The organism is Umezawaea tangerina, from assembly GCF_003002815.1.
GTDB lineage: Bacteria > Actinomycetota > Actinomycetes > Mycobacteriales > Pseudonocardiaceae > Umezawaea > Umezawaea tangerina.
Genome location: NZ_PVTF01000027.1, coordinates 1 through 17369 on the forward strand (window position 1 = coordinate 1; position 17369 = coordinate 17369).

Below are 17369 nucleotides of genomic sequence, written 5' to 3' on the forward strand. Positions count from 1 at the left end.
TGGACAGGTTGCTGCCATACCTGCCGACAACCCGTCCAGCCCACAGGCAGTCCAACAAAACCCCAGCTCAACAGCACCTAACGAAGTCCTACTAGGGCGTGTATCGAAGTCCGTGTTCGCGGTAGCCGGGCCTGACGCGGCCCCTGGGGGCACGGCCGACTGGCCCGCATACAACAGCGGTATGCGGGCCAGTCGGCCGCACCGCCAGGAACCACCTCAGGCGCGACTCCCATCGAACGAGACTTCGACGCACGCCCTGGGCCGCGGTTCCCGTTCGAGAGGCCGTCGGTTCACCCGAAGAGCTACCTCCGCCCCGATCCCGTTGCTGTCGACCGGGCCGAGCGGCGACCGTCGCGTCGGCGACCGGCTCGGGGAGGTGGACCGCTGTCCCACGTGGACGTGCGCGTTGTGCGCCTGGTGGGCACCGGGCTGCTGCGCGCCGTCCTCGCCGCGGGCCTCTCGACGCTCGGGTGGACTTGCGTGCACGAGCCCGCCGGGGTGGCCGAGTGCGCGGCCGTGATCATCCACGACGACGGGACGTCCTCGACCGACGTGGTGGCCGAGTGCGTCGCGCGGGCGCTGCCGACGGTGGTGGTGGGCTCGGTGCGCCGCCCGCACGAGCTCATCGTGGCCGTGCACGCGGGCGCCACCAGCGTGGTCGACCGGGACCTCCCGGTGCCCGACCTCCTCGCCGCGGTCCAGCGCGGGCTCACCACGACCACGCGCTCCACCGAGCTGGTGCGGGAGCTGTGCGAACGCGCCCGGCTGCGCGAGCGGCTCGACCGGCTCACCCCGCGCGAGCGGACCGTGCTCACCGGCCTGGCCGCTGGCCGGGCGGCGGCGGAGATCGCCCGGCAGGAGCGGGTGACCATCGCGACCGCCCGCGCGCACATCCGGTCGATCCTGCTCAAGCTCGGCGTGTCCTCCCAACTGGCCGCCGCGGCCGCCGGGCGGTCGGGCTGGCGCGAGCTGAACCTCGCCGACCACTCGGCTCCGTGTCCGACAAACACCCCGCCGCCGGGCTTCGTCCGGCGGTTCCGGCTGCTGTCCGACGACGACTGGTCACCGGTCCGGGGCCTGTTCCCCGCCCGGACCGGCCGACCGGGGCGGCCGTTCGCGGACGCGCGGTCGATGGTGGAGGGCGTGCTCTACCGGTACCGGTGCGGGATCGCCTGGCGCGAGGTGCCCGTCGCGTTCGGGCCGTGGCAGACGATCTGGACCTGGCACCGCCGGATGTCCGCCGACGCCGTCCTGTCCCGGCTGTGCACCGCGGTGGACCCGGCGATGGCACGGGCGCACCGGCTCGCCGACGGCGTCACGCGCACGGGTGGCGGCTGGGTGGAGCTGCGGTTGTCGGACACGGGGTAGTCGATCGGGACGATGCCGGGCGGGTGCGGAGAGCCACACACTGGTCCGGCGCGCGCCGCCGACGGCCGCGCCGGACCGGAGGACAGTCCTATGTGGAACACGCTCTACTTGCCCGGAACCACGATCTCGAGCTGGAACGGGGTCGCGGTGTACGAATACGCGGGCGGCGGCAGGTTCAGGCGGATGACGCACTGGTCGTGGTCGACCTCCTACCACGAGCACTACGAGGTGGCCAGGCTCGCGACCGGCTCCTGGTGGGTCCCGGTGTCGACCAACCCGCCGGGGTTCTGGGAGCGCCCGACGCTCGTCGTCGGCGTCCCGAGCACGTCGCCCGAACCCAGGGTCAACCCCAACGGCAGCGAGTACCGGCCGGGCGGGGTCTACTTCTGGGTCCCGGCCGTCCCGCCGCCGTACGTCCCCGGCATCACCACCAACCGCGTCGACTGCCACCCGCCGTCCGTGCCCCCGAACGAACTGGGGACGGACGTGGGCGCGGCACCCGCGGGCGGGCTCGCGGTGGCGCAGGAGCGCCTGGCCGCGATCCTGGCCGAGCCGGTGGAGGCCGTCGCCGCGGCGCCCGCCAACGCCTTCCAGGACTCCGACGGCCTGATCTCGTTCGTCAACCTGTCCTCCGACCTGGTCAACCACAGCGCCGAGTACAAGACCGGCACCGAGGTGTTCGACAAGATCGCGAACTTCTTCTCCACGTTGCGCGTCAAGGTGTTCACCGCCATGCAGAACGGCAAGATCACCCCGCTGAAGGGCGACCCGAAGCCCGCGACGCAGTGGGACCTGACGGTCACCCACTACATGCAGTACCTGCTCCAGGAGACCGGTGGGCTCACCGACTACGCGATCACCGAGGAGACCTACTCGGAGACCCAGGTGGTGGCCGAGTTCAGCGCGGACTTCGTCAAGCTGCTGTTCGACGCGGTCACCGTGCCCAGCTCGGTCATCGGCGGCGTGACGGCGTTCATCAGCGGCGTCGGCACGACCCTGCGGACCAGCTGGGACGACCGCGTCCGCACCTACTCCGTCGACCTGCTCGGCCAGTGCCACGAGGCGGTCCAGCAGAACTCCGACGGCGCCCCGGACTACCGGTACTTCCCGAAGCTGAAGTACTACCACCTCACCGTCGACTCCCAGCAGAGCGAGTTCACCTCGGACTGCGCGACGGTCCGCAAGATCACGTTCAACTTCAGGTACGAGGCCTACGTCACGGCCGTCGCGGCCGCGGTGCTGGACAAGACCACCGCCGAGTACAAGTCCTTCACCGCGTTCCTCGACAAGGCCCAGGCGGCGAACTACAAGGACGCCCAGAACCAGCTGGACACCGTGCTGGACGGCGGCGTCTCGGCCGACGTGCCGAAGCTGAACGCGTTCGGCGTGGACCTGTCGCACTACCCGCCCGCGCGGGCGGAGCAGGTCGGGCAGGTGGAGCGCAGGCGCCTGGTGGCCGTGTGACCGGCTGACCCTCGTCGGGGCACGGGCCCGTGCCCCGACGAGCTGGTCGTGCTGGGCCGGTCGGACAGGGGGGGCGTTGTCGACACGGCAGCGGTGGAGGGCTTCCGGTGCCGCGCGGCCACGTGACCTGGCTGACACCGGCGACGTACGAGCGCCACCTGTGCGACCGGCCCACCCCTACCCGACCGGCGGTATCCGGCGGCACACTTGTTGCCACGCCCTGGCCACAACGGGTGGTTGGCAACTACCGTGACCCCGTGTCCGAAACCATCGCAATGCACATGAGCGACGGCCTGCTCAACGCGCCGACGTCGCTGCTGTTCGTCGTGGTCGCGGTCGTGGGGGTCGGGATCGCGCTGGCCAAGGCCCGCGGCGACTTGGACGACAAGACCGCGCCGATGGCCGGGCTGGTGGCGGCGTTCGTGTTCGCCACCCAGATGCTGAACTTCCCGGTGCTGCCCGGCGTGAGCGGCCACCTGCTGGGCGGCGCGCTGGCGGCGATCCTGGTCGGGCCGTGGGTCGGCGCGCTGTGCGTGACGATCGTGCTGGTGCTGCAGGCCCTGCTGTTCGCCGACGGCGGCGTGACCGCGCTCGGCGCGAACGTCACGAACATGGCCCTGATCGGCACGGCGACCGGGTACCTGGTCGCGATGGCGCTGCGTGGGCTGGCCCGCAGGGGCAAGGGCGGGATCGCGGCGGTGGCGTTCGTGTCCGCGCTGGTCAACACGGTGGTCGCGTCCTGCGGGTTCGTGCTGGAGTACGCGATCGGCGGCCAGGGCGGGGTGTCGCTGGGCACGGTCGCCGCGGCGATCGTGGGCGTGCACGTGCTGATCGGCATCGGCGAGGGGCTGATCACGGCGGCGACGGTGACGGCCGTGTCCTCGATCCGCCCCGATCTGGTCTACCTGCTCCGCAGGACCACCCCGCAGAACCTGGAGTTGAGGGCATGAAGCGGTTCTTCATCGGGTTCGCGATCGTCTCGCTGGTGCTGGCGGGCTTCGTCTCGTACTTCGCGAACTCCAACCCGGACGGTCTCGACCACGTGACCGAGGTGCACGGCATCGCGGAGCACGCGAAGGACAGCCCGTTGAGCGGGTCGCTGTTCGCGGACTACGCGGTGGGCGGCGACGACCGGTTCACCGGGGTCGCGGGCGTGCTCGGCGTGGTCGCCACCCTCGCGCTGGCGGGCGGGCTGTTCTGGTTGCTGCGCAAGCGTTCCCCGCAGGGGAAGTAGGAGGTGGGCGCCGGCCACGGGCACGGTGTGTTGCACCGGCCCGGTGACTCGCCGGTGCACCGGCTGCCTCCGCAGCTGAAGATCGTCGCGGCCTTCGCGGCCGTGCTGTGCGTGGTCGCGACGCCGCGCGAGGCGTTCTGGGCGTTCGGGGTCTACCTGCTCGCGATCATGGCCGTGTGGTGGGTCGCGCGGGTGCCGGTGCGCTGGTTCGCGGCCCGCGCCCTGATCGAGGTGCCGTTCGTGGTGCTCGCCGTGCTGCTCCCGCTGGTCGGGCACGGCAGGCGCGTCGACCTCCTGGGCGTCGCGGTGTCCGTCGAGGGCGCGCTGGCCGGGTGGAACATCCTGGCCAAGGGGACGATCGGCGTGCTGGTGTCGTTGACGCTCGCCGCGACCACCGCCCCGCACGACCTGCTGCTGGGCATGCAGCGCCTGCGCACGCCGTCGGTGCTGATCACCATCGCGACGCTGATGCTGCGCTACGCCGAGGTCATCGTCGGCGAGGCCCAGCGGATGCGGGTCGCGCGCATCTCGCGCGGCCACGACCCGCGGTTCCTGTGGCAGCTCGGCGCCACGGCCCGCGGCATCGGCAGCCTGTTCATCCGCTCCTACGAACGCGGCGAGCGCGTGCACCTCGCGATGGTGTCCCGCGGCTGGAGTGGCACGATGCCCGAGATGACCGGGACCAGCACGCCGCCGCCCGAACGGGTCGTCGGGTCCGGGACCGCCCTGCTGGTCGAGCACCTCGCCTACGCCTACCCCGACGGCCACCAGGCCCTGTTCGGCGTGAACCTGCGCGTGCGCCCCGGTGAGCGGGTCGCGCTGCTCGGCCCCAACGGCGCCGGCAAGACCACCCTCGTCATGCACCTCAACGGCGTCATCACCGGCGGCTCCGGCCGGATCGAGGTCGCCGGGCTGCCCGTCGACAAGGCCAACCTCAAGGAGATCCGCCGCCGGGTCGGCGTGGTGTTCCAGGACCCCGACGACCAGCTGTTCATGCCGACCGCGCGCCAGGACGTCGCGTTCGGCCCGGCCAACTTCGGCCTGCGCGGCGCCGAGCTCGACGCCCGTGTGCGGTCCGCGTTGGACGCCGTCGGCATGGGCGCCTACGGCGACCGCTCACCCCTGCACCTGTCCGGCGGCCAACGCCGCCGCGTCGCGCTCGCCACCGTGCTCGCGTGCGACCCGGAGATCCTCGTGCTCGACGAACCGTCGGCCAACCTGGAACCGGTGGCGCGCCGCGAGCTGGCCGAGGTCCTGCTGGGACTGGACCGCACCATGCTCATGGTCACCCACGACCTGCCCTACGCCCTGCAGCTGTGCACCCGCAGCGTGGTCATCGACGACGGCGTCGTCGTGGCCGACGGCCCGACCCGCGAGATCCTGGCGGACACCGAACTGCTGGCGGCGCACCGGCTGGAGCTGCCCTACGGGTTCCGGCTGGACTAGCTCGCGACCTGTGGCACCGGGCCGTTCACGCTGGTCCGGCGCGACTGGTCACCAGCCGCGGAGCCTGCCGTCCTTCGCGGCTGCGAGGAACCGGTCCAGGGTCGTCGCCGCGAAGGTGAGGGCGGGGCCGGTGCTCGCGAACGAACGAGCGCGTGCCGCCGGGATCGTGGGCTACCACCCCACCATCGTGCCCGGTTCGCTGGACGGCGACCTGCCTGCCGAGTTCTACGTAGGGGAGGTCGCCCGGGACGTCCACCGGTCACGTGAGCTCCTGGCCACGACCTGAACCCGCACCGGCACCCGAAGCGCCTCCAGCTCACCGCGCGCCCGCTTCGGCGTCAGCACCCGCATCCCCGCCGCCGCGCACCGCCGCACCACCTCCGGCTGCTCCCGCAACAACCGCAGCCCCCGCCGCACCAGCACCCCCACCGGTTTGCGCGCCTCCACCACGTCGCGCACGAACCGCCGCGCGAACGTCACCCCCGCGTTCGGCGCCAGCACGATCGCGTCCACCAGCACCCCCGCCTCCCGGCACCCGGCCACCAACCGGTCCGCGAACAGGCCTTCCGCGATGAACGCCGGCGCGTCCCCCAGCACGACCTCGTGGCACCCGGTCTTGCGGCTCTCGCCGATCGAGTACGTCGGCGCCTCCACCCGTCCGACCCGCGCCAACTCCACCACCGCGGCCAACGCCGCCCCGGTGTCCCACGACCCCTCCGCGTCCCAGTCCGGCCGCCCGGCGGCGTCACGGGGCAGCAGCGGGTCGTCCTCGTCGAGGTAGAAGTCGTCCAACCGCAGGACCGGCCAACCCAGGTGGGCGGCGAGATGGGACTTGCCGGAGCCGGAGGGGCCCGCGAGCAACACGGCGCGCGCGTGAACGGGAGATGACGGCACGGAACGCCATTCTGGCACACCGGACCACGATCAGGGCTGTGACCTGCGCGATCTCCGTCAGGGCTTCGGTCCGGTCTCCTTCGGGCGGTTCTTGATCCCGATCAGGACCTCCTTGCCGAGGTGCTGCTTGATCAAGTGGATCAGCCTCGGTCCGTCGATCAGCTCGATCCGGTTGTTCTCGGCGGCCTTGGTCCAGCAGCCCGCGGTGAACCAGGACGTGGTCACCAGGATCCCGCGTCCGGCGCGCTTCTCGTCCATGGCGCCGACCAGCTCGCGGACGTGGCTCACGCCCACCACCTTGCTGTAGCGCTTGGCCTGCACGACGCAGAGGCCGCCGACCAGCGGATCCTCGTTGACGATGACCGCGTCGACACCGTCGTCGTTGCTCTGCTGCGTCGTCCACCCCTTGAGGCCGCTCGCTTCGAACACCTGCTTCACGAGGTGCTCGAAGTTCGTGTACGACATGTCCATGAGGTCCGGACGGGAGTCGAGCAGCGACACCGCGTCCAAGCCGTCCACGAACGCGTACCTGCTCAGGTCGAAGTCCAGCAGGGGCTTGATCGGTTCCAGCTCGTACGGGTGCGGCGAGACCAGGGCGTCCAGGTGGCGCAGGCACACGTCGGGCCGCACGTGGGCCAGGTCGATCTCCGCCAGGCTCGTCCGCTCGACCTGGAGGCTGATCAGGCAGGGGAACTCCCGTTTGCCGGTCGCGGGGTTGGTGGCCCGCACGTGCCCGTTGAACCCGACGGTCTCCAGCTTCCCATCGGCGTCGAACAGATCGCGCACGTACAGCAGCGACACCTGGCTGACGACGGACCGGTACAGCTCGCCGATCTCCTTCGCCGGACGGGGGAGGGGGCGTTCCTCGTCCTTGGTCCGCACGTACTGGTACCCGCGGACCGCAGGAACGACGTCGCGCGGAGGCAGTTCGACGCGGACGACGACCTGCTCGCCGTTGGGGTTGAACGTCACCTCGTTGTGCCGCGGGAACTTCGCCGGGAGCGGGGTGGCAGCGAGCACGCGGACGAGGTAGTCCTCCACCGCGGACCTGTCCCTGCTCCGCAGGGCCCTGGCCAGCTCGTCGACTCCCCGGTTGTGCTCGGCCACCTCGTTCTCCAGCCGCCTCCGCTCCTCGTCGTGCTTCCGGCGGAGCTCGACGACCTGTTGCTGTCGAGCGACCTCCTTCGCGTCGTGGCGCTGGTTGGCCAGCTCGAAGGCAGCCCGCGCCTCGACCAGCCGGGTGTCGTACCGCCCTCGACCGCCGAACAGGCGACCCACCGGGCCGGGCGGTCGTGGTGCGAACTGCTCCCAGTCCGGCCTGGCTTGTGGACGGGCGAGCTCACCCAGGTCGAGTGCGGGCACGTCGGCCCGCCTGCGCAGCGAGCGGACGTCGAACCGGGCCCGCCTGGCGATGCCGCCGGTGAGGATCGACGACAGTTCGGCGACCCGTCCGGAGACCTCGGCCGACTTGCGCTCGACGGCCGCGGCCCGCTTGGCCAGGTGTCGTTCGCGCTTCGCCTTGTCCTCGGCCTTTCGGTCCGCCTCGACCGCCCGCTGGCGCCTGAGCCGCTCGCGTTCGGCCGCGCGCTGCTGTCGTTGAACTCCGCCTGCCCGCCACTCCTGGTCGCCATCGGTCAGCCCCCTGTTCGCCGCGGAATCGATGCTAACCGTGTTCGACCGAATACCCAGCGTGTAACTTTCGTCCCTGTCGTACCTCCCCGGTAGGTTCGGGCACGTGGACGAAGGGCTGTTCGACGAGGGTTTGTTCGGGGTCGATCCGGAAGAGCGGCAGGCGCGCATAGCGGCGAACGCGCCGTTGGCGGTGCGGATGCGGCCGGCGACCCTGGACGAGGTCGTCGGGCAGGACCACCTGTTGGGGCCGGGGGCGCCGTTGCGGCGGCTTGTCGAGGGGGCGGCGCCGGCCTCGGTGATGCTCTACGGGCCGCCGGGCACGGGCAAGACGACGTTGGCGACGTTGGTGTCGCAGGCGACGGGGCGGCGGTTCTCGGCGTTGTCGGCGTTGTCCGCGGGGGTCAAAGAGGTGCGGGCGGTGATCGACGAGGCGCGCAAGCGACTGGTGCGGTCGGGGGAGCAGACCGTGCTGTTCATCGACGAGGTGCACCGGTTCTCGAAGACGCAGCAGGACGCGCTGCTCGGGGCCGTGGAGGACCGGATCGTGCTGCTGGTCGCGGCGACGACGGAGAACCCGTACTTCTCGGTGGTGTCGCCGCTGCTGTCCCGGTCGCTCGTCCTGCAGCTCAAGCCGCTGACCGACGAGGCCGTCCGGCAGCTGATCCGCCGGGCGGTGTCCGACGAGCGGGGGCTGGGCGGGAAGGTGAGCCTGGCGGAGGACGCGGAGGACCACCTGGTGCGGCTCGCGGGCGGTGACGCGCGGCGGGCGCTGACGGCGCTGGAGGCGGCGGCGGACTCGGCGGCGCAGGAGAACGACGGCGTGGTCGACCTGCCGCTGCTGGAGGCGACGGTCGACCGGGCGGCGGTGCGCTACGACCGCGACGGCGACCAGCACTACGACGTGACGAGCGCGTTCATCAAGTCCATCCGCGGGTCCGACGTGGACGCCGCGCTGCACTACCTGGCCCGGATGATCGAGGCGGGCGAGGACCCGAGGTTCATCGCGCGCCGCCTGGTGATCCACGCCAGCGAGGACATCGGCATGGCGGACCCGATGGCGCTGCTGGTCGCGACGGCCGCCCAGTCGGCGGTGCAGACGATCGGCATGCCGGAGTGCACGCTCAACCTGGCCCAGGCCGCGATCCACCTGGCGACGGCGCCGAAGTCGAACGCCGTGACCACCGCGATCGGCGCCGCGATGGCGGACGTCCGCCAGGGCGCGACCGGTGCCGTGCCCGCGCACCTGCGCGACGGCCACTACGCGGGCGCGGCCAAGCTCGGCAACGCGCAGGGCTACCGCTACCCGCACGACGTGCCCGGCGGCGTGCTCACCCAGCAGTACCCGCCGGACGACCTGGTCGGCCGCGACTACTACGAGCCGACCCCGCGCGGCGGCGAGCGCGTGCTGTCCGAACGGCTGCCGAAGCTGCGCAGGGTCATCCGCGGCGAGGAGTAAATCCGGTGGCCGTTCCCGGGAACCGGTGTCACCGTGGCCCGGTGACTCCCGCACCCGTGAACGGCCACGCCCTCCTCGACTTCAACGCCCCTATGTCTGACGCGCGCGCCTACGAGCTGATCGGCACCCTGCGGCTGGCCGAGCAGAAGATCGTCGACTACGGCTGCGGCTGGGCGGAACTGCTGCTGCGCATGGTCGAGCACGAGCCGACGGCGCGGGCCGTCGGCGTGGACGGCGACGAGACCGGCATCGCCAGGGGTCGGGCGAACGCGACCTCGCGCGGGCTCGGCAAGAACGTCCGGCTGGAACTGGCCGACCTCACGACGTGGGAGTCCGAGCCGGTCGACGTGGCCGTGTCCATCGGTTCCAGCCACGCCTGGGGCCACACCCGCGAGACCCTGGCGGCCATGCACCGGCGGATCCGACCCGGCGGGCAGCTGCTGCTCGGCGACGCGTTCTGGGAGAAGCCGCCGAGCGACGTCCTCCTGGAGCGCTTCGGCGCGAAACCCGACGACCACGGCACGATCGGCGAACTCGTCGACCTGGCGATGGCCGCCGGGTTCCGGCTCCTGTCGCTGGCCACGGCCAACCAGGACGAGTGGGACAGCTTCGAGTCCCGCTGGTGCGCGAGCCGCGAGCGCTGGCTGCTGGAGCACCCCGACCACCCCGAGGCCGCCGCCGTCCGCAAGGTCGTGGACGACCACCGCGACCTCTGGCTGCACGGCTACCGCGGCTACCTCGGCTTCGCCTACCTGACCCTGGCACGGGCATGACGACCTTCCTGGAGACCGAACGCCTGGTGCTGCGCCGGTTCACCGAGTCCGACGCGGACCACCTCGTCGCGCTCGACGGCGACCCGGACGTGATGCGGTACATCACCGGCGGGGTCGCGACCCCGCGCGCCGAGATCGTCGAGGACCACCTGCCCGCGTACTTCGCCTACTACGAGCGGTTCGCGGGCTTCGGCTTCTGGGTCGCCGAGGACCGCGCGGGGACGTTCCTCGGCTGGTTCCACTTCCGCCCGCAGCCCCACGACCCGCCGGGCCACGTCGAGCTGGGCTACCGGTTCGCCAAGGCCGCGTGGGGTCTCGGCTACGGCACCGAGGGCTCGAAGGCGTTGATCGACAAGGGTTTCCGCGAGTTCGGCGTCGAACGCGTCTACGCCGAGACGATGGTCGTGAACACCGCTTCCCGCCGGGTCATGGAGAAGGCGGGCCTCCGCCAGGTCCGGATCTTCCACCAGGACTGGCCGTACCCGATCGAGGGCAGCGAGCACGGCGACGTGGAGTACGCGCTCACCCGGCAGGAGTGGGAGGCCGCCGGTGGCTGACCCGGTCCTGGAGACCGAGCGCTTGGTGCTGCGCCGCTTCACCGAGTCCGACGCCGACGACCTGGTCGCGCTCGACGGCGACCCGGAGGTCATGCGGTACCTCACCGGCGGTGTCCCCACCCCACGCGCCGAGGTGCTGGAGTTCCTGCGCCGGCACGTCGACCACCCCGAACTCGGCGTCCTGGCGGCCGAGGACCGGGCGGGCACGTTCCTCGGCTGGCTGTCGCTCCTGGTCCGCCCGGACGAACGGCCGGGCCACGCCGAACTCGGCTACCGCCTCACCCGCGCCTGCTGGGGGAGGGGCTACGCGACCGAGGGCGCGAAGGCGCTCGTGGAGCGGGGGTTCACCGAGCAGGGACTGGACCGCGTGTACGCCGAGACCATGGTGGTCAACACCGGGTCGAGGCGGGTCATGGAGAAGGCCGGGCTCAAGCAGGTCCGGATCTTCCACCTCGACTGGGCGCACCCGATCGACGGCAGCGGGCACGGCGAGGTCGAGTACGCGCTCACCAGGGCCGAGTGGCTCCAGCGGTCGTCCGGCGGCGGCTGAGGAGGCCCCCTACCTGGAGTGGATCATCAGCAGCGCCACCTTGCCCGGCAGCAGGATCTCGCCGACGGGCTCGAACCCGCCCGCCTGGAACGACGCGATCGCCCGCTTGTTGCGCACGTCCGGCTCCAGCAGCACGCGGGTGCACTCCGGGTCGGCGGCGAACAGGGCCGCGGTCAGCACCGGCAGCACCGCCCGCACCAGCCCCCGGTCGGTCAGCGCGAGGTCGCCGACGGCCACGTGCACGCCCAGGTCGTGCGGCAGGGCGCGGTAGCAGCGGGCCACCTGGTCGCGGGCCGCGCGGTAGATCTCCAGGTACAGCATCGGCGTCGAGTCGCGGCCCACCAGGCACGGCAGCGAGTGCACGCCCGCGAGCTGGCGGCGCAGCTCCGCGTCCCACAGCTCGCGCGACCACGCCTGCTGCCAGAACGCCGCGACGTGCGGCGACTGCATCCAGCCGTGCACCAGCTGGAGGTCGAACGTGTCCGGGTCGACCCGGCGCGCCGACCACCCGCCGGTCAGCTCCGGCAGCGGGGGAGCGGGCACCCCGAGCAGGTCACCGTGCTCCAGCGGACGGTTCGCACCAGGCCTCGACACGGCGCGGTAGTCGTCCAGGTTGGTCACCGGGCGCACCGGTCCTCCAGTCCGCTGTAACGATCACTTCACTGCCGGTGACCACGCTAGTCGGACCAACGGCGATCCAATCGGGTCCATTCGGGGGACGCACGCTAACCTTGTGACCCTTCCACATCTTGCGTTCCCCAGGAGGATCAGTGTCGCCAGGGCAGATCGCCGCGCTGGTAGCAGCAGGCGCTTTCGTGCTGCTCGTGCTGCTGCTGGCGATTCCGTTGCTGAAGCTCGGCAAGACGTTGGACGAGGCCACGATCGCGATCCGCAAGGCGCACGAGAACACCGACCCGCTGTTCACCGAGGCCAACCAGACGTTGACCCACGTGAACACGCAGTTGGAACGCGTCGACGGCATCACCGCGAACGCCCGCGCCGTCACCGGCAACGTCTCCGCGCTCACCTCGTTGTTCACCGCCACGCTGGGCGGACCGCTGGTCAAGGCCGCCGCGCTGTCCTACGGCGTGAGCAAGGCCGTCCGCGCCCGCCGCAAGGCAGCCGAGTCCCCGAACAAGCACACCCGCCGCCGTCCCCGCGGGGGCAAGCGATGAGCCGGCTGTTCTGGTTCGCCGCGGGTGCCGCGGCAGGGGTGTTCGTCGTGCGCAAGGCGGGGCAGGTCGCCCACCAGGCGACGCCCGCGGGCATCGGCGAGAACGTCGGCAACGGGTTGCGCGAGCTCGCGAGCGCGCTGGGCTCCTTCGGCGCCGAGGTGCGCGCCGGGATGTCCGAGCGCGAGCACGAGCTGCAGGAGTCCGTCGAGAGGCAGACCGGGTTCACCCCCGGCCGGTACTCGACCGAGCCCGCCCCGCGCAGGGGCACCGGCGCGCGAGCGCGTCGGGCGGACGGCTGAGCCACTCGCCGTTCGCCTTCCCGCGCCCCTCCGACCGCAATACCCCTGAAGGACTTCCCCGTGCAGACCCACGAGATCATCAAGCGCTTCCGCGACCACTTCGAGCGCGCGGGCCACACCGTCGTGCCCAGCGCGTCGCTGCTGCTGGACGACCCCAACCTGCTGTTCGTCAACGCGGGCATGGTGCCGTTCAAGCCGTACTTCCTCGGTGAGGCCCCGGCGCCCTACAAGCGCGCCACCAGCGTCCAGAAGTGCGTGCGCACCGGCGACATCGAAGAGGTCGGCAAGACCACCCGGCACCTGACGTTCTTCCAGATGGCGGGCAACTTCTCGTTCGGCGACTACTTCAAGGAAGACGCCATCCGGCTCGCCTGGGAGCTGATCACGAAGTCCCAGGCTGACGGTGGGTACGGGTTCGACCCGGAGCGCCTGTGGGCGACGGTCTACCACGACGACGACGAGGCCTTCGACCTCTGGCAGAAGGTCGCGGGCCTGCCGCCCGAGCGCATCCAGCGCCGCGGCGTCGAGGACAACTACTGGTCGATGGGCGTGCCCGGCCCGTGCGGCCCGTGCTCGGAGATCTACTACGACCGCGGTCCGGAGTTCGGGCAGGAGGGTGGTCCTGTCGTCGACGAGGACCGCTACCTGGAGATCTGGAACCTGGTCTTCATGCAGAACGAGCGCGGACCGGGTGGCGCGAAGAAGGACTACCCGATCCTCGGCGAGCTGCCCGCGAAGAACATCGACACCGGCATGGGCGTCGAGCGGGTCGCGTTCCTGCTCCAGGGCGTGGACAACGTCTACGAGACCGACCTGGTGCGCGCGGTCATCAACAGGGCCGAGGAGCTGTCCGGCCGCAAGTACGGCGCCGACAAGACCGACGACGTGCGGTTCCGCGTCATCGCCGACCACGCCCGCAGCAGCGTCCTGCTGATCGGCGACGGCGTGACCCCCGGCAACGAGGCCCGCGGCTACGTGCTGCGCAGGCTGCTGCGCCGCATCGTGCGCTCCTCGCGCCTGCTGGGCGTGACCGAGCCGGTGCTGCCGACGTTCGCCGAGGTCGTCCGGGACACGATGGGCCAGGCCTACCCGGAGCTGGTCGAGAACTTCGTCCGCATCCAGCAGATCATGCGCGCGGAGGAGGACACCTTCCTTCAGACGCTGGCCGCCGGGTCGCGGATCTTCGAGACCGCCGCCGACCAGATCAAGGCCGACGGCCGCGCCACGCTGCCCGGCGACAAGGCGTTCCAGCTGCACGACACGTACGGCTTCCCGATCGACCTCACGCTGGAGATGGCCTCGGAAGCGGGCCTGACCGTGGACGAGGACGGCTTCCGCAAGCTGATGGCCGAGCAGCGCGCCCGCGCCAAGGCCGACGCGGCGGGCAAGAAGACCGGCCACGGCGACCAGACGGTCTACCGCGAGCTGCTCGACCTCGGCGCGACCGAGTTCGTCGGCTACACCGACCTCGCCGCCGAGGCGACCGTGCGCGGCATCGTCAGCGAGGGCAAGCGGGTCCGCTCCGCCCGCGAGGGCGAGATCGTCGAGGTCGTCCTCGACCGCACGCCCCTGTACGCCGAGTCCGGTGGCCAGGAGAGCGACGCGGGTGTGATCGTGGCCGACGGCGCCGAGCTGGAGGTCGTGGACGTCCAGAAGGTCGCCCGCAAGCTGTGGGTGCACCAGGTGCGCGTGGTCAGCGGCGAGATCGCCGAGGGCCAGCACGTGGAGGCCCGCGTCGACCAGGAGTGGCGCACGGGGGCCCGGCAGGGCCACTCGGGCACGCACGTCGTGCACGCCGCCCTGCGCCAGGTGCTCGGCCCGTCCGCGCTGCAGAGCGGCTCGTACAACAAGCCCGGCTACCTGCGGCTCGACTTCGCGTGGACCGGCGGCCTGTCCGACGAGACCCGCAGCGAGATCGAGGAGGTCTCGAACCTCGCGGTCCGCAAGGACCTGCCGGTCCGAGTGGTCTACACGGACATGAACGGCGCGCAGGAGCTCGGCGCGGTCGCCCTGTTCGGCGAGACCTACGACGAGTCCGTGCGCGTCGTCGAGATCGGCGGCCCCTGGTCGCGCGAGCTCTGCGGTGGCACGCACGTCGAGCACTCGTCCCAGATCGGCCCGGTCACGCTGCTCGGCGAGTCGTCCGTGGGCTCCGGCGTGCGCCGCATCGAGGCCTACGTCGGCATCGAGGCGTTCCGCTTCCTCGCCCAGGAGCGCGCGCTCGTCCAGAACGTCGCGGGACTGCTGAAGGTGCCGAACGCCGAGGTGCCCGGCCGCGTCGAGGCGCTGGTGGAGCGGCTGCGCGTCGCCGAGAAGGAACTGGAGCGCCTGCGCGGTGCCCAGCTGCTGTCCTCGGCCGGTCAGCTCGCCGACAGCGCGCTGGACGTCCGCGGCGTGGCGCTGGTGGCGCTCGCGCTGCCGGAGGGCACGTCCGGGGCCGACCTGCGCACGCTGGGCTCCGAGGTGCGCAACCGCCTCGGCTCCCGCGCGGGCGTCGTGGCCCTGTTCGCGCCGGACGGCGCCAAGGCCAGCTTCGTCGTGGCGACCACGTCCGCCGCCCGTGACCTGGGGTTGGCCGCGGGCAAGCTCGTGCCCGCGTTCGCCCCGGCGCTGGGCGGCCGCGGTGGCGGCAAGCCCGACCTCGCGCAGGGCGGCGGCACCGACCCGTCGGGCATCCCGGCGGCGATCACGGCCCTGCGCGCCGAGCTGGACCGCGCGGTCGAAGCCCGTTGACCAGCCCCGATCGACCCGGCGTCGACGACCCCGGCCGCGGCAGGCGGCTGGCCGTCGACGTCGGGTCCGTTCGGGTGGGCGTCGCGATCAGCGATCCCACGCCGTTCCTCGCCACCCCACTCGCTACTCTGGTGCGTGACGAAAAGAACGGTGGGGACCTGACGGAACTCACCGGGCTCATAGCCGAGCACGACGTGGTCGAGGTCGTGGTCGGATTGCCGAGGACCCTGGCCGGTCGGCACGGACCGGCCGCCGAGCTGGCCACCGCGTACGCTGCGGAGCTGGCCGGTCGGATAGCGCCGGTACCCGTACGGCTCACCGACGAACGGTTGACGACGGTCGTCGCGAGCCGTGTACTGGCGCAACGCGGGGTGCGGGGCAAGAAACAACGTGCAGTCGTGGACCAGGCCGCTGCGGTGGAGATTCTGCAGTCCTGGCTCGACGCACGCGCGCGATTCGTGGCTCGATCCGCTGAGGAGGGTCGAGCCCCCGGAGCGAAGGACGGCACGTGAGCGAGCTCATCGGCTCGGCACTGCGTCCGAGCGTTAGCGAGGAGAGCTCGTGACGGACGACCTCGGGTTGTTCACCGATCCCGACGCGCACCACGACGAACGCCCACGACCGGCGCGTGGCAAGGCGGCCGTGGCCGCCCGCCGCGCCAAGGTCAGGCGCAAGCGGACGATCCTGTGGGTCGTCGTGGCGCTCGTGCTCGGGATCGGCGGTGTCGGGGCCTACTACGGCTACCAGGAGCTCCGGGGCATCGGCTCGTTCGAGGACTACGAGGGCGCGGGCGAGACCGACGTCGTCATCGAGGTCAAGGACGGCGACCCGGTCACCGCCATCGCGACCACGTTGAAGGAGCAGGGCGTCACGGCCAGCTCGCGCGCGTTCACCGAGGCGGGCAAGACCGACGACCGGGTGACCTCGATCCAGCCCGGCTTCTACCTGATGAAGACGAAGATGTCGGGCACGGCCGCGGTCGCCAGGATGATCGACCCCAAGACCAAGATCACGCCGTTGGAGGTCAAGGGCGGCAACGTCCTGCACGACATCACCGGCGGTGACGGCAAGGTCACCAAGGGCATCCTCTCGCTGCTCTCGGAGGCCAGCTGCGTCGAGCTGGACGGCGTGAAGAAGTGCGTCACCCCGGAGGAGCTGCGCACCGCCGCGGACACCGCCGACCCGGCCGCCCTCGGCATCCCGGACTGGGCGCTCGCGGACGCGGCCAACGTCGAGAAGGACCGCCGCCTCGAGGGCCTCATCGCCCCCGGCCTCTACCAGCTCAAGCCCGGCGCGACGGCGGTGGAGCTGCTCAAGAGCGTCATCACGACGTCGGCGACCCGCCTGCAGAGCTACGGGATCCCCTCCGGCAGCAAGGAGACCGGCTTCCGGCCCTACCAGATCCTGGTGATGGCCTCCCTCGTGGAGAAGGAGGGCATCGGCAAGGACTTCGGCAAGGTCGCCAGGGTCGTCACCAGCAGGCTCGCGATCGGCCAGAAGCTGGAGCTCGACTCCACCGTCAACTACAAGCTGGACAAGCCGAACATCACGACCAGCGACGCCGACCGAGAGGCGGCGGGCCCGTACAACACCTACGTGAAACCCGGCCTGACCCCGACCCCGATCGGCTCGCCCAGCCGCGAGGCCATCGCCGCCGCGATCAAGCCGGAACCCGGCAAGTGGCTGTTCTTCGTGAAGTGCCAGAAGGACGGCACCTCGTGCTTCAACGAGACCCTGGACGAGCACGAGAAGGCCGTCGACAAGGCTCGCGCGGAAGGCGTCTTCTGA

The 17369-nt window shown here is 71.5% G+C and carries 17 protein-coding genes and 1 pseudogene; 15 read left to right on the forward strand and 3 right to left on the reverse strand.

From position 1 onward, the window contains the following. The first annotated feature begins 393 nt into the window (after positions 1 to 393). The 6 genes and pseudogenes from CLV43_RS46580 to CLV43_RS48355 all read left to right on the forward strand — a co-directional run bounded on the left by CLV43_RS46580 (position 394) and on the right by CLV43_RS48355 (position 5512). Positions 394 to 1368, forward strand: a complete 975-nt coding sequence (locus CLV43_RS46580) for a transposase (protein WP_106197001.1) — start codon at positions 394 to 396, stop codon at positions 1366 to 1368. Between the two features lie 90 nt (positions 1369 to 1458). After that, positions 1459 to 2832, forward strand: a complete 1374-nt coding sequence (locus tag CLV43_RS46585) for a hypothetical protein (RefSeq protein WP_106197002.1) — start codon at positions 1459 to 1461, stop codon at positions 2830 to 2832. Between the two features lie 257 nt (positions 2833 to 3089). Beyond that, positions 3090 to 3782 carry an energy-coupling factor ABC transporter permease gene (locus CLV43_RS46590; RefSeq protein ID WP_106197003.1) on the forward strand — a complete coding sequence of 231 codons (693 nt, stop codon included), beginning with the start codon at positions 3090 to 3092 and terminating at the stop codon, positions 3780 to 3782. Next, the gene (locus tag CLV43_RS46595; RefSeq protein ID WP_106197004.1) at positions 3779 to 4066 is read left to right on the forward strand and encodes a PDGLE domain-containing protein; all 288 of its coding nucleotides are present in this window, start codon (positions 3779 to 3781) and stop codon (positions 4064 to 4066) included. Before CLV43_RS46590 ends, CLV43_RS46595 begins: the two co-directional genes overlap by 4 nt. A 54-nt stretch (positions 4067 to 4120) precedes the next feature. After that, positions 4121 to 4717, forward strand: a pseudogene (gene cbiQ, locus CLV43_RS48350) (cobalt ECF transporter T component CbiQ); the annotation flags it as partial. Between the two features lie 21 nt (positions 4718 to 4738). Next, a complete protein-coding gene (locus CLV43_RS48355; RefSeq protein WP_170156317.1) occupies positions 4739 to 5512 on the forward strand; it encodes an energy-coupling factor ABC transporter ATP-binding protein in 774 nt (257 codons plus the stop codon). Positions 5513 to 5737: 225 nt separating this feature from the next. On the opposite strand, the gene CLV43_RS46605 is transcribed toward CLV43_RS48355, so the two are convergent. Together CLV43_RS46605 and CLV43_RS46610 are read right to left on the reverse strand one after the other, a co-directional pair. Continuing rightward, complete coding sequence (locus tag CLV43_RS46605) at positions 5738 to 6376, reverse strand: nucleoside/nucleotide kinase family protein (RefSeq protein WP_245887549.1); 639 nt, start codon at positions 6374 to 6376, stop codon at positions 5738 to 5740. 87 nt (positions 6377 to 6463) lie between these two features. Further along, a complete protein-coding gene (locus CLV43_RS46610) occupies positions 6464 to 8206 on the reverse strand; it encodes a restriction endonuclease (protein ID WP_106197007.1) in 1743 nt (580 codons plus the stop codon). Between CLV43_RS46610 and CLV43_RS46615 the strand changes: the two genes are divergently transcribed. From CLV43_RS46615 to CLV43_RS46630, 4 genes are read left to right on the forward strand one after another with little or no spacing between them, the layout of a single operon-like run. Continuing rightward, positions 8142 to 9494 carry a replication-associated recombination protein A gene (locus CLV43_RS46615; RefSeq protein WP_106197008.1) on the forward strand — a complete coding sequence of 451 codons (1353 nt, stop codon included), beginning with the start codon at positions 8142 to 8144 and terminating at the stop codon, positions 9492 to 9494. The genes CLV43_RS46610 and CLV43_RS46615 overlap by 65 nt on opposite strands. 41 nt (positions 9495 to 9535) lie before the next feature. After that, entirely contained in the window at positions 9536 to 10267 is a 732-nt protein-coding gene (locus CLV43_RS46620) for an SAM-dependent methyltransferase (protein WP_245887550.1), read from the forward strand. Further along, on the forward strand, positions 10264 to 10824 hold the full coding sequence (locus CLV43_RS46625; RefSeq protein ID WP_106197010.1) for a GNAT family N-acetyltransferase: 561 nt from the start codon (positions 10264 to 10266) through the stop codon (positions 10822 to 10824). Before CLV43_RS46620 ends, CLV43_RS46625 begins: the two co-directional genes overlap by 4 nt. Continuing rightward, positions 10817 to 11374 carry a GNAT family N-acetyltransferase gene (locus CLV43_RS46630; protein ID WP_106197011.1) on the forward strand — a complete coding sequence of 186 codons (558 nt, stop codon included), beginning with the start codon at positions 10817 to 10819 and terminating at the stop codon, positions 11372 to 11374. The genes CLV43_RS46625 and CLV43_RS46630 overlap by 8 nt, the downstream gene beginning before the upstream one ends. 9 nt (positions 11375 to 11383) lie before the next feature. Here the strand turns inward: CLV43_RS46630 and CLV43_RS46635 are convergent, their stop codons facing one another. After that, on the reverse strand, positions 11384 to 11995 hold the full coding sequence (locus CLV43_RS46635) for a GNAT family N-acetyltransferase (RefSeq protein ID WP_245887551.1): 612 nt from the start codon (positions 11993 to 11995) through the stop codon (positions 11384 to 11386). Positions 11996 to 12144: 149 nt separating this feature from the next. On the opposite strand from CLV43_RS46635, the gene CLV43_RS46640 reads away from it, so the two are divergent. From CLV43_RS46640 to mltG, 5 genes are read left to right on the forward strand one after another with little or no spacing between them, the layout of a single operon-like run. After that, positions 12145 to 12549 (forward strand): DUF948 domain-containing protein, encoded by a 405-nt coding sequence (locus tag CLV43_RS46640; protein ID WP_106197012.1) that lies wholly within the window; start codon positions 12145 to 12147, stop codon positions 12547 to 12549. After that, entirely contained in the window at positions 12546 to 12848 is a 303-nt protein-coding gene (locus CLV43_RS46645) for a hypothetical protein (protein ID WP_106197013.1), read from the forward strand. Before CLV43_RS46640 ends, CLV43_RS46645 begins: the two co-directional genes overlap by 4 nt. A gap of 60 nt (positions 12849 to 12908) precedes the next feature. Beyond that, a complete protein-coding gene (gene alaS / locus CLV43_RS46650; RefSeq protein ID WP_106197014.1) occupies positions 12909 to 15581 on the forward strand; it encodes an alanine--tRNA ligase in 2673 nt (890 codons plus the stop codon). After that, positions 15578 to 16093, forward strand: a complete 516-nt coding sequence (gene ruvX / locus CLV43_RS46655) for a Holliday junction resolvase RuvX (RefSeq protein ID WP_106197015.1) — start codon at positions 15578 to 15580, stop codon at positions 16091 to 16093. The genes alaS and ruvX overlap by 4 nt, the downstream gene beginning before the upstream one ends. Positions 16094 to 16142: 49 nt before the next feature. Beyond that, positions 16143 to 17369: an endolytic transglycosylase MltG gene (mltG, locus tag CLV43_RS46660; RefSeq protein WP_106197016.1), complete on the forward strand. Its 1227-nt coding sequence runs from the start codon at positions 16143 to 16145 to the stop codon at positions 17367 to 17369.

What these genes read in the sequence shown, in the direction of transcription:
- CLV43_RS46585 (WP_106197002.1), top strand. Translation starts at nt 1,459, where the DNA reads ATGTGGAACACGCTCTACTTGCCCGGAACCACGATCTCGAGCTGGAAC.
- CLV43_RS46595 (WP_106197004.1), top strand. Translation starts at nt 3,779, where the DNA reads ATGAAGCGGTTCTTCATCGGGTTCGCGATCGTCTCGCTGGTGCTGGCG.
- CLV43_RS48355 (WP_170156317.1), top strand. Translation starts at nt 4,739, where the DNA reads ATGACCGGGACCAGCACGCCGCCGCCCGAACGGGTCGTCGGGTCCGGG.
- CLV43_RS46610 (WP_106197007.1), bottom strand. Translation starts at nt 8,206, where the DNA reads ATGCGCGCCTGCCGCTCTTCCGGATCGACCCCGAACAAACCCTCGTCG.
- CLV43_RS46625 (WP_106197010.1), top strand. Translation starts at nt 10,264, where the DNA reads ATGACGACCTTCCTGGAGACCGAACGCCTGGTGCTGCGCCGGTTCACC.
- CLV43_RS46645 (WP_106197013.1), top strand. Translation starts at nt 12,546, where the DNA reads ATGAGCCGGCTGTTCTGGTTCGCCGCGGGTGCCGCGGCAGGGGTGTTC.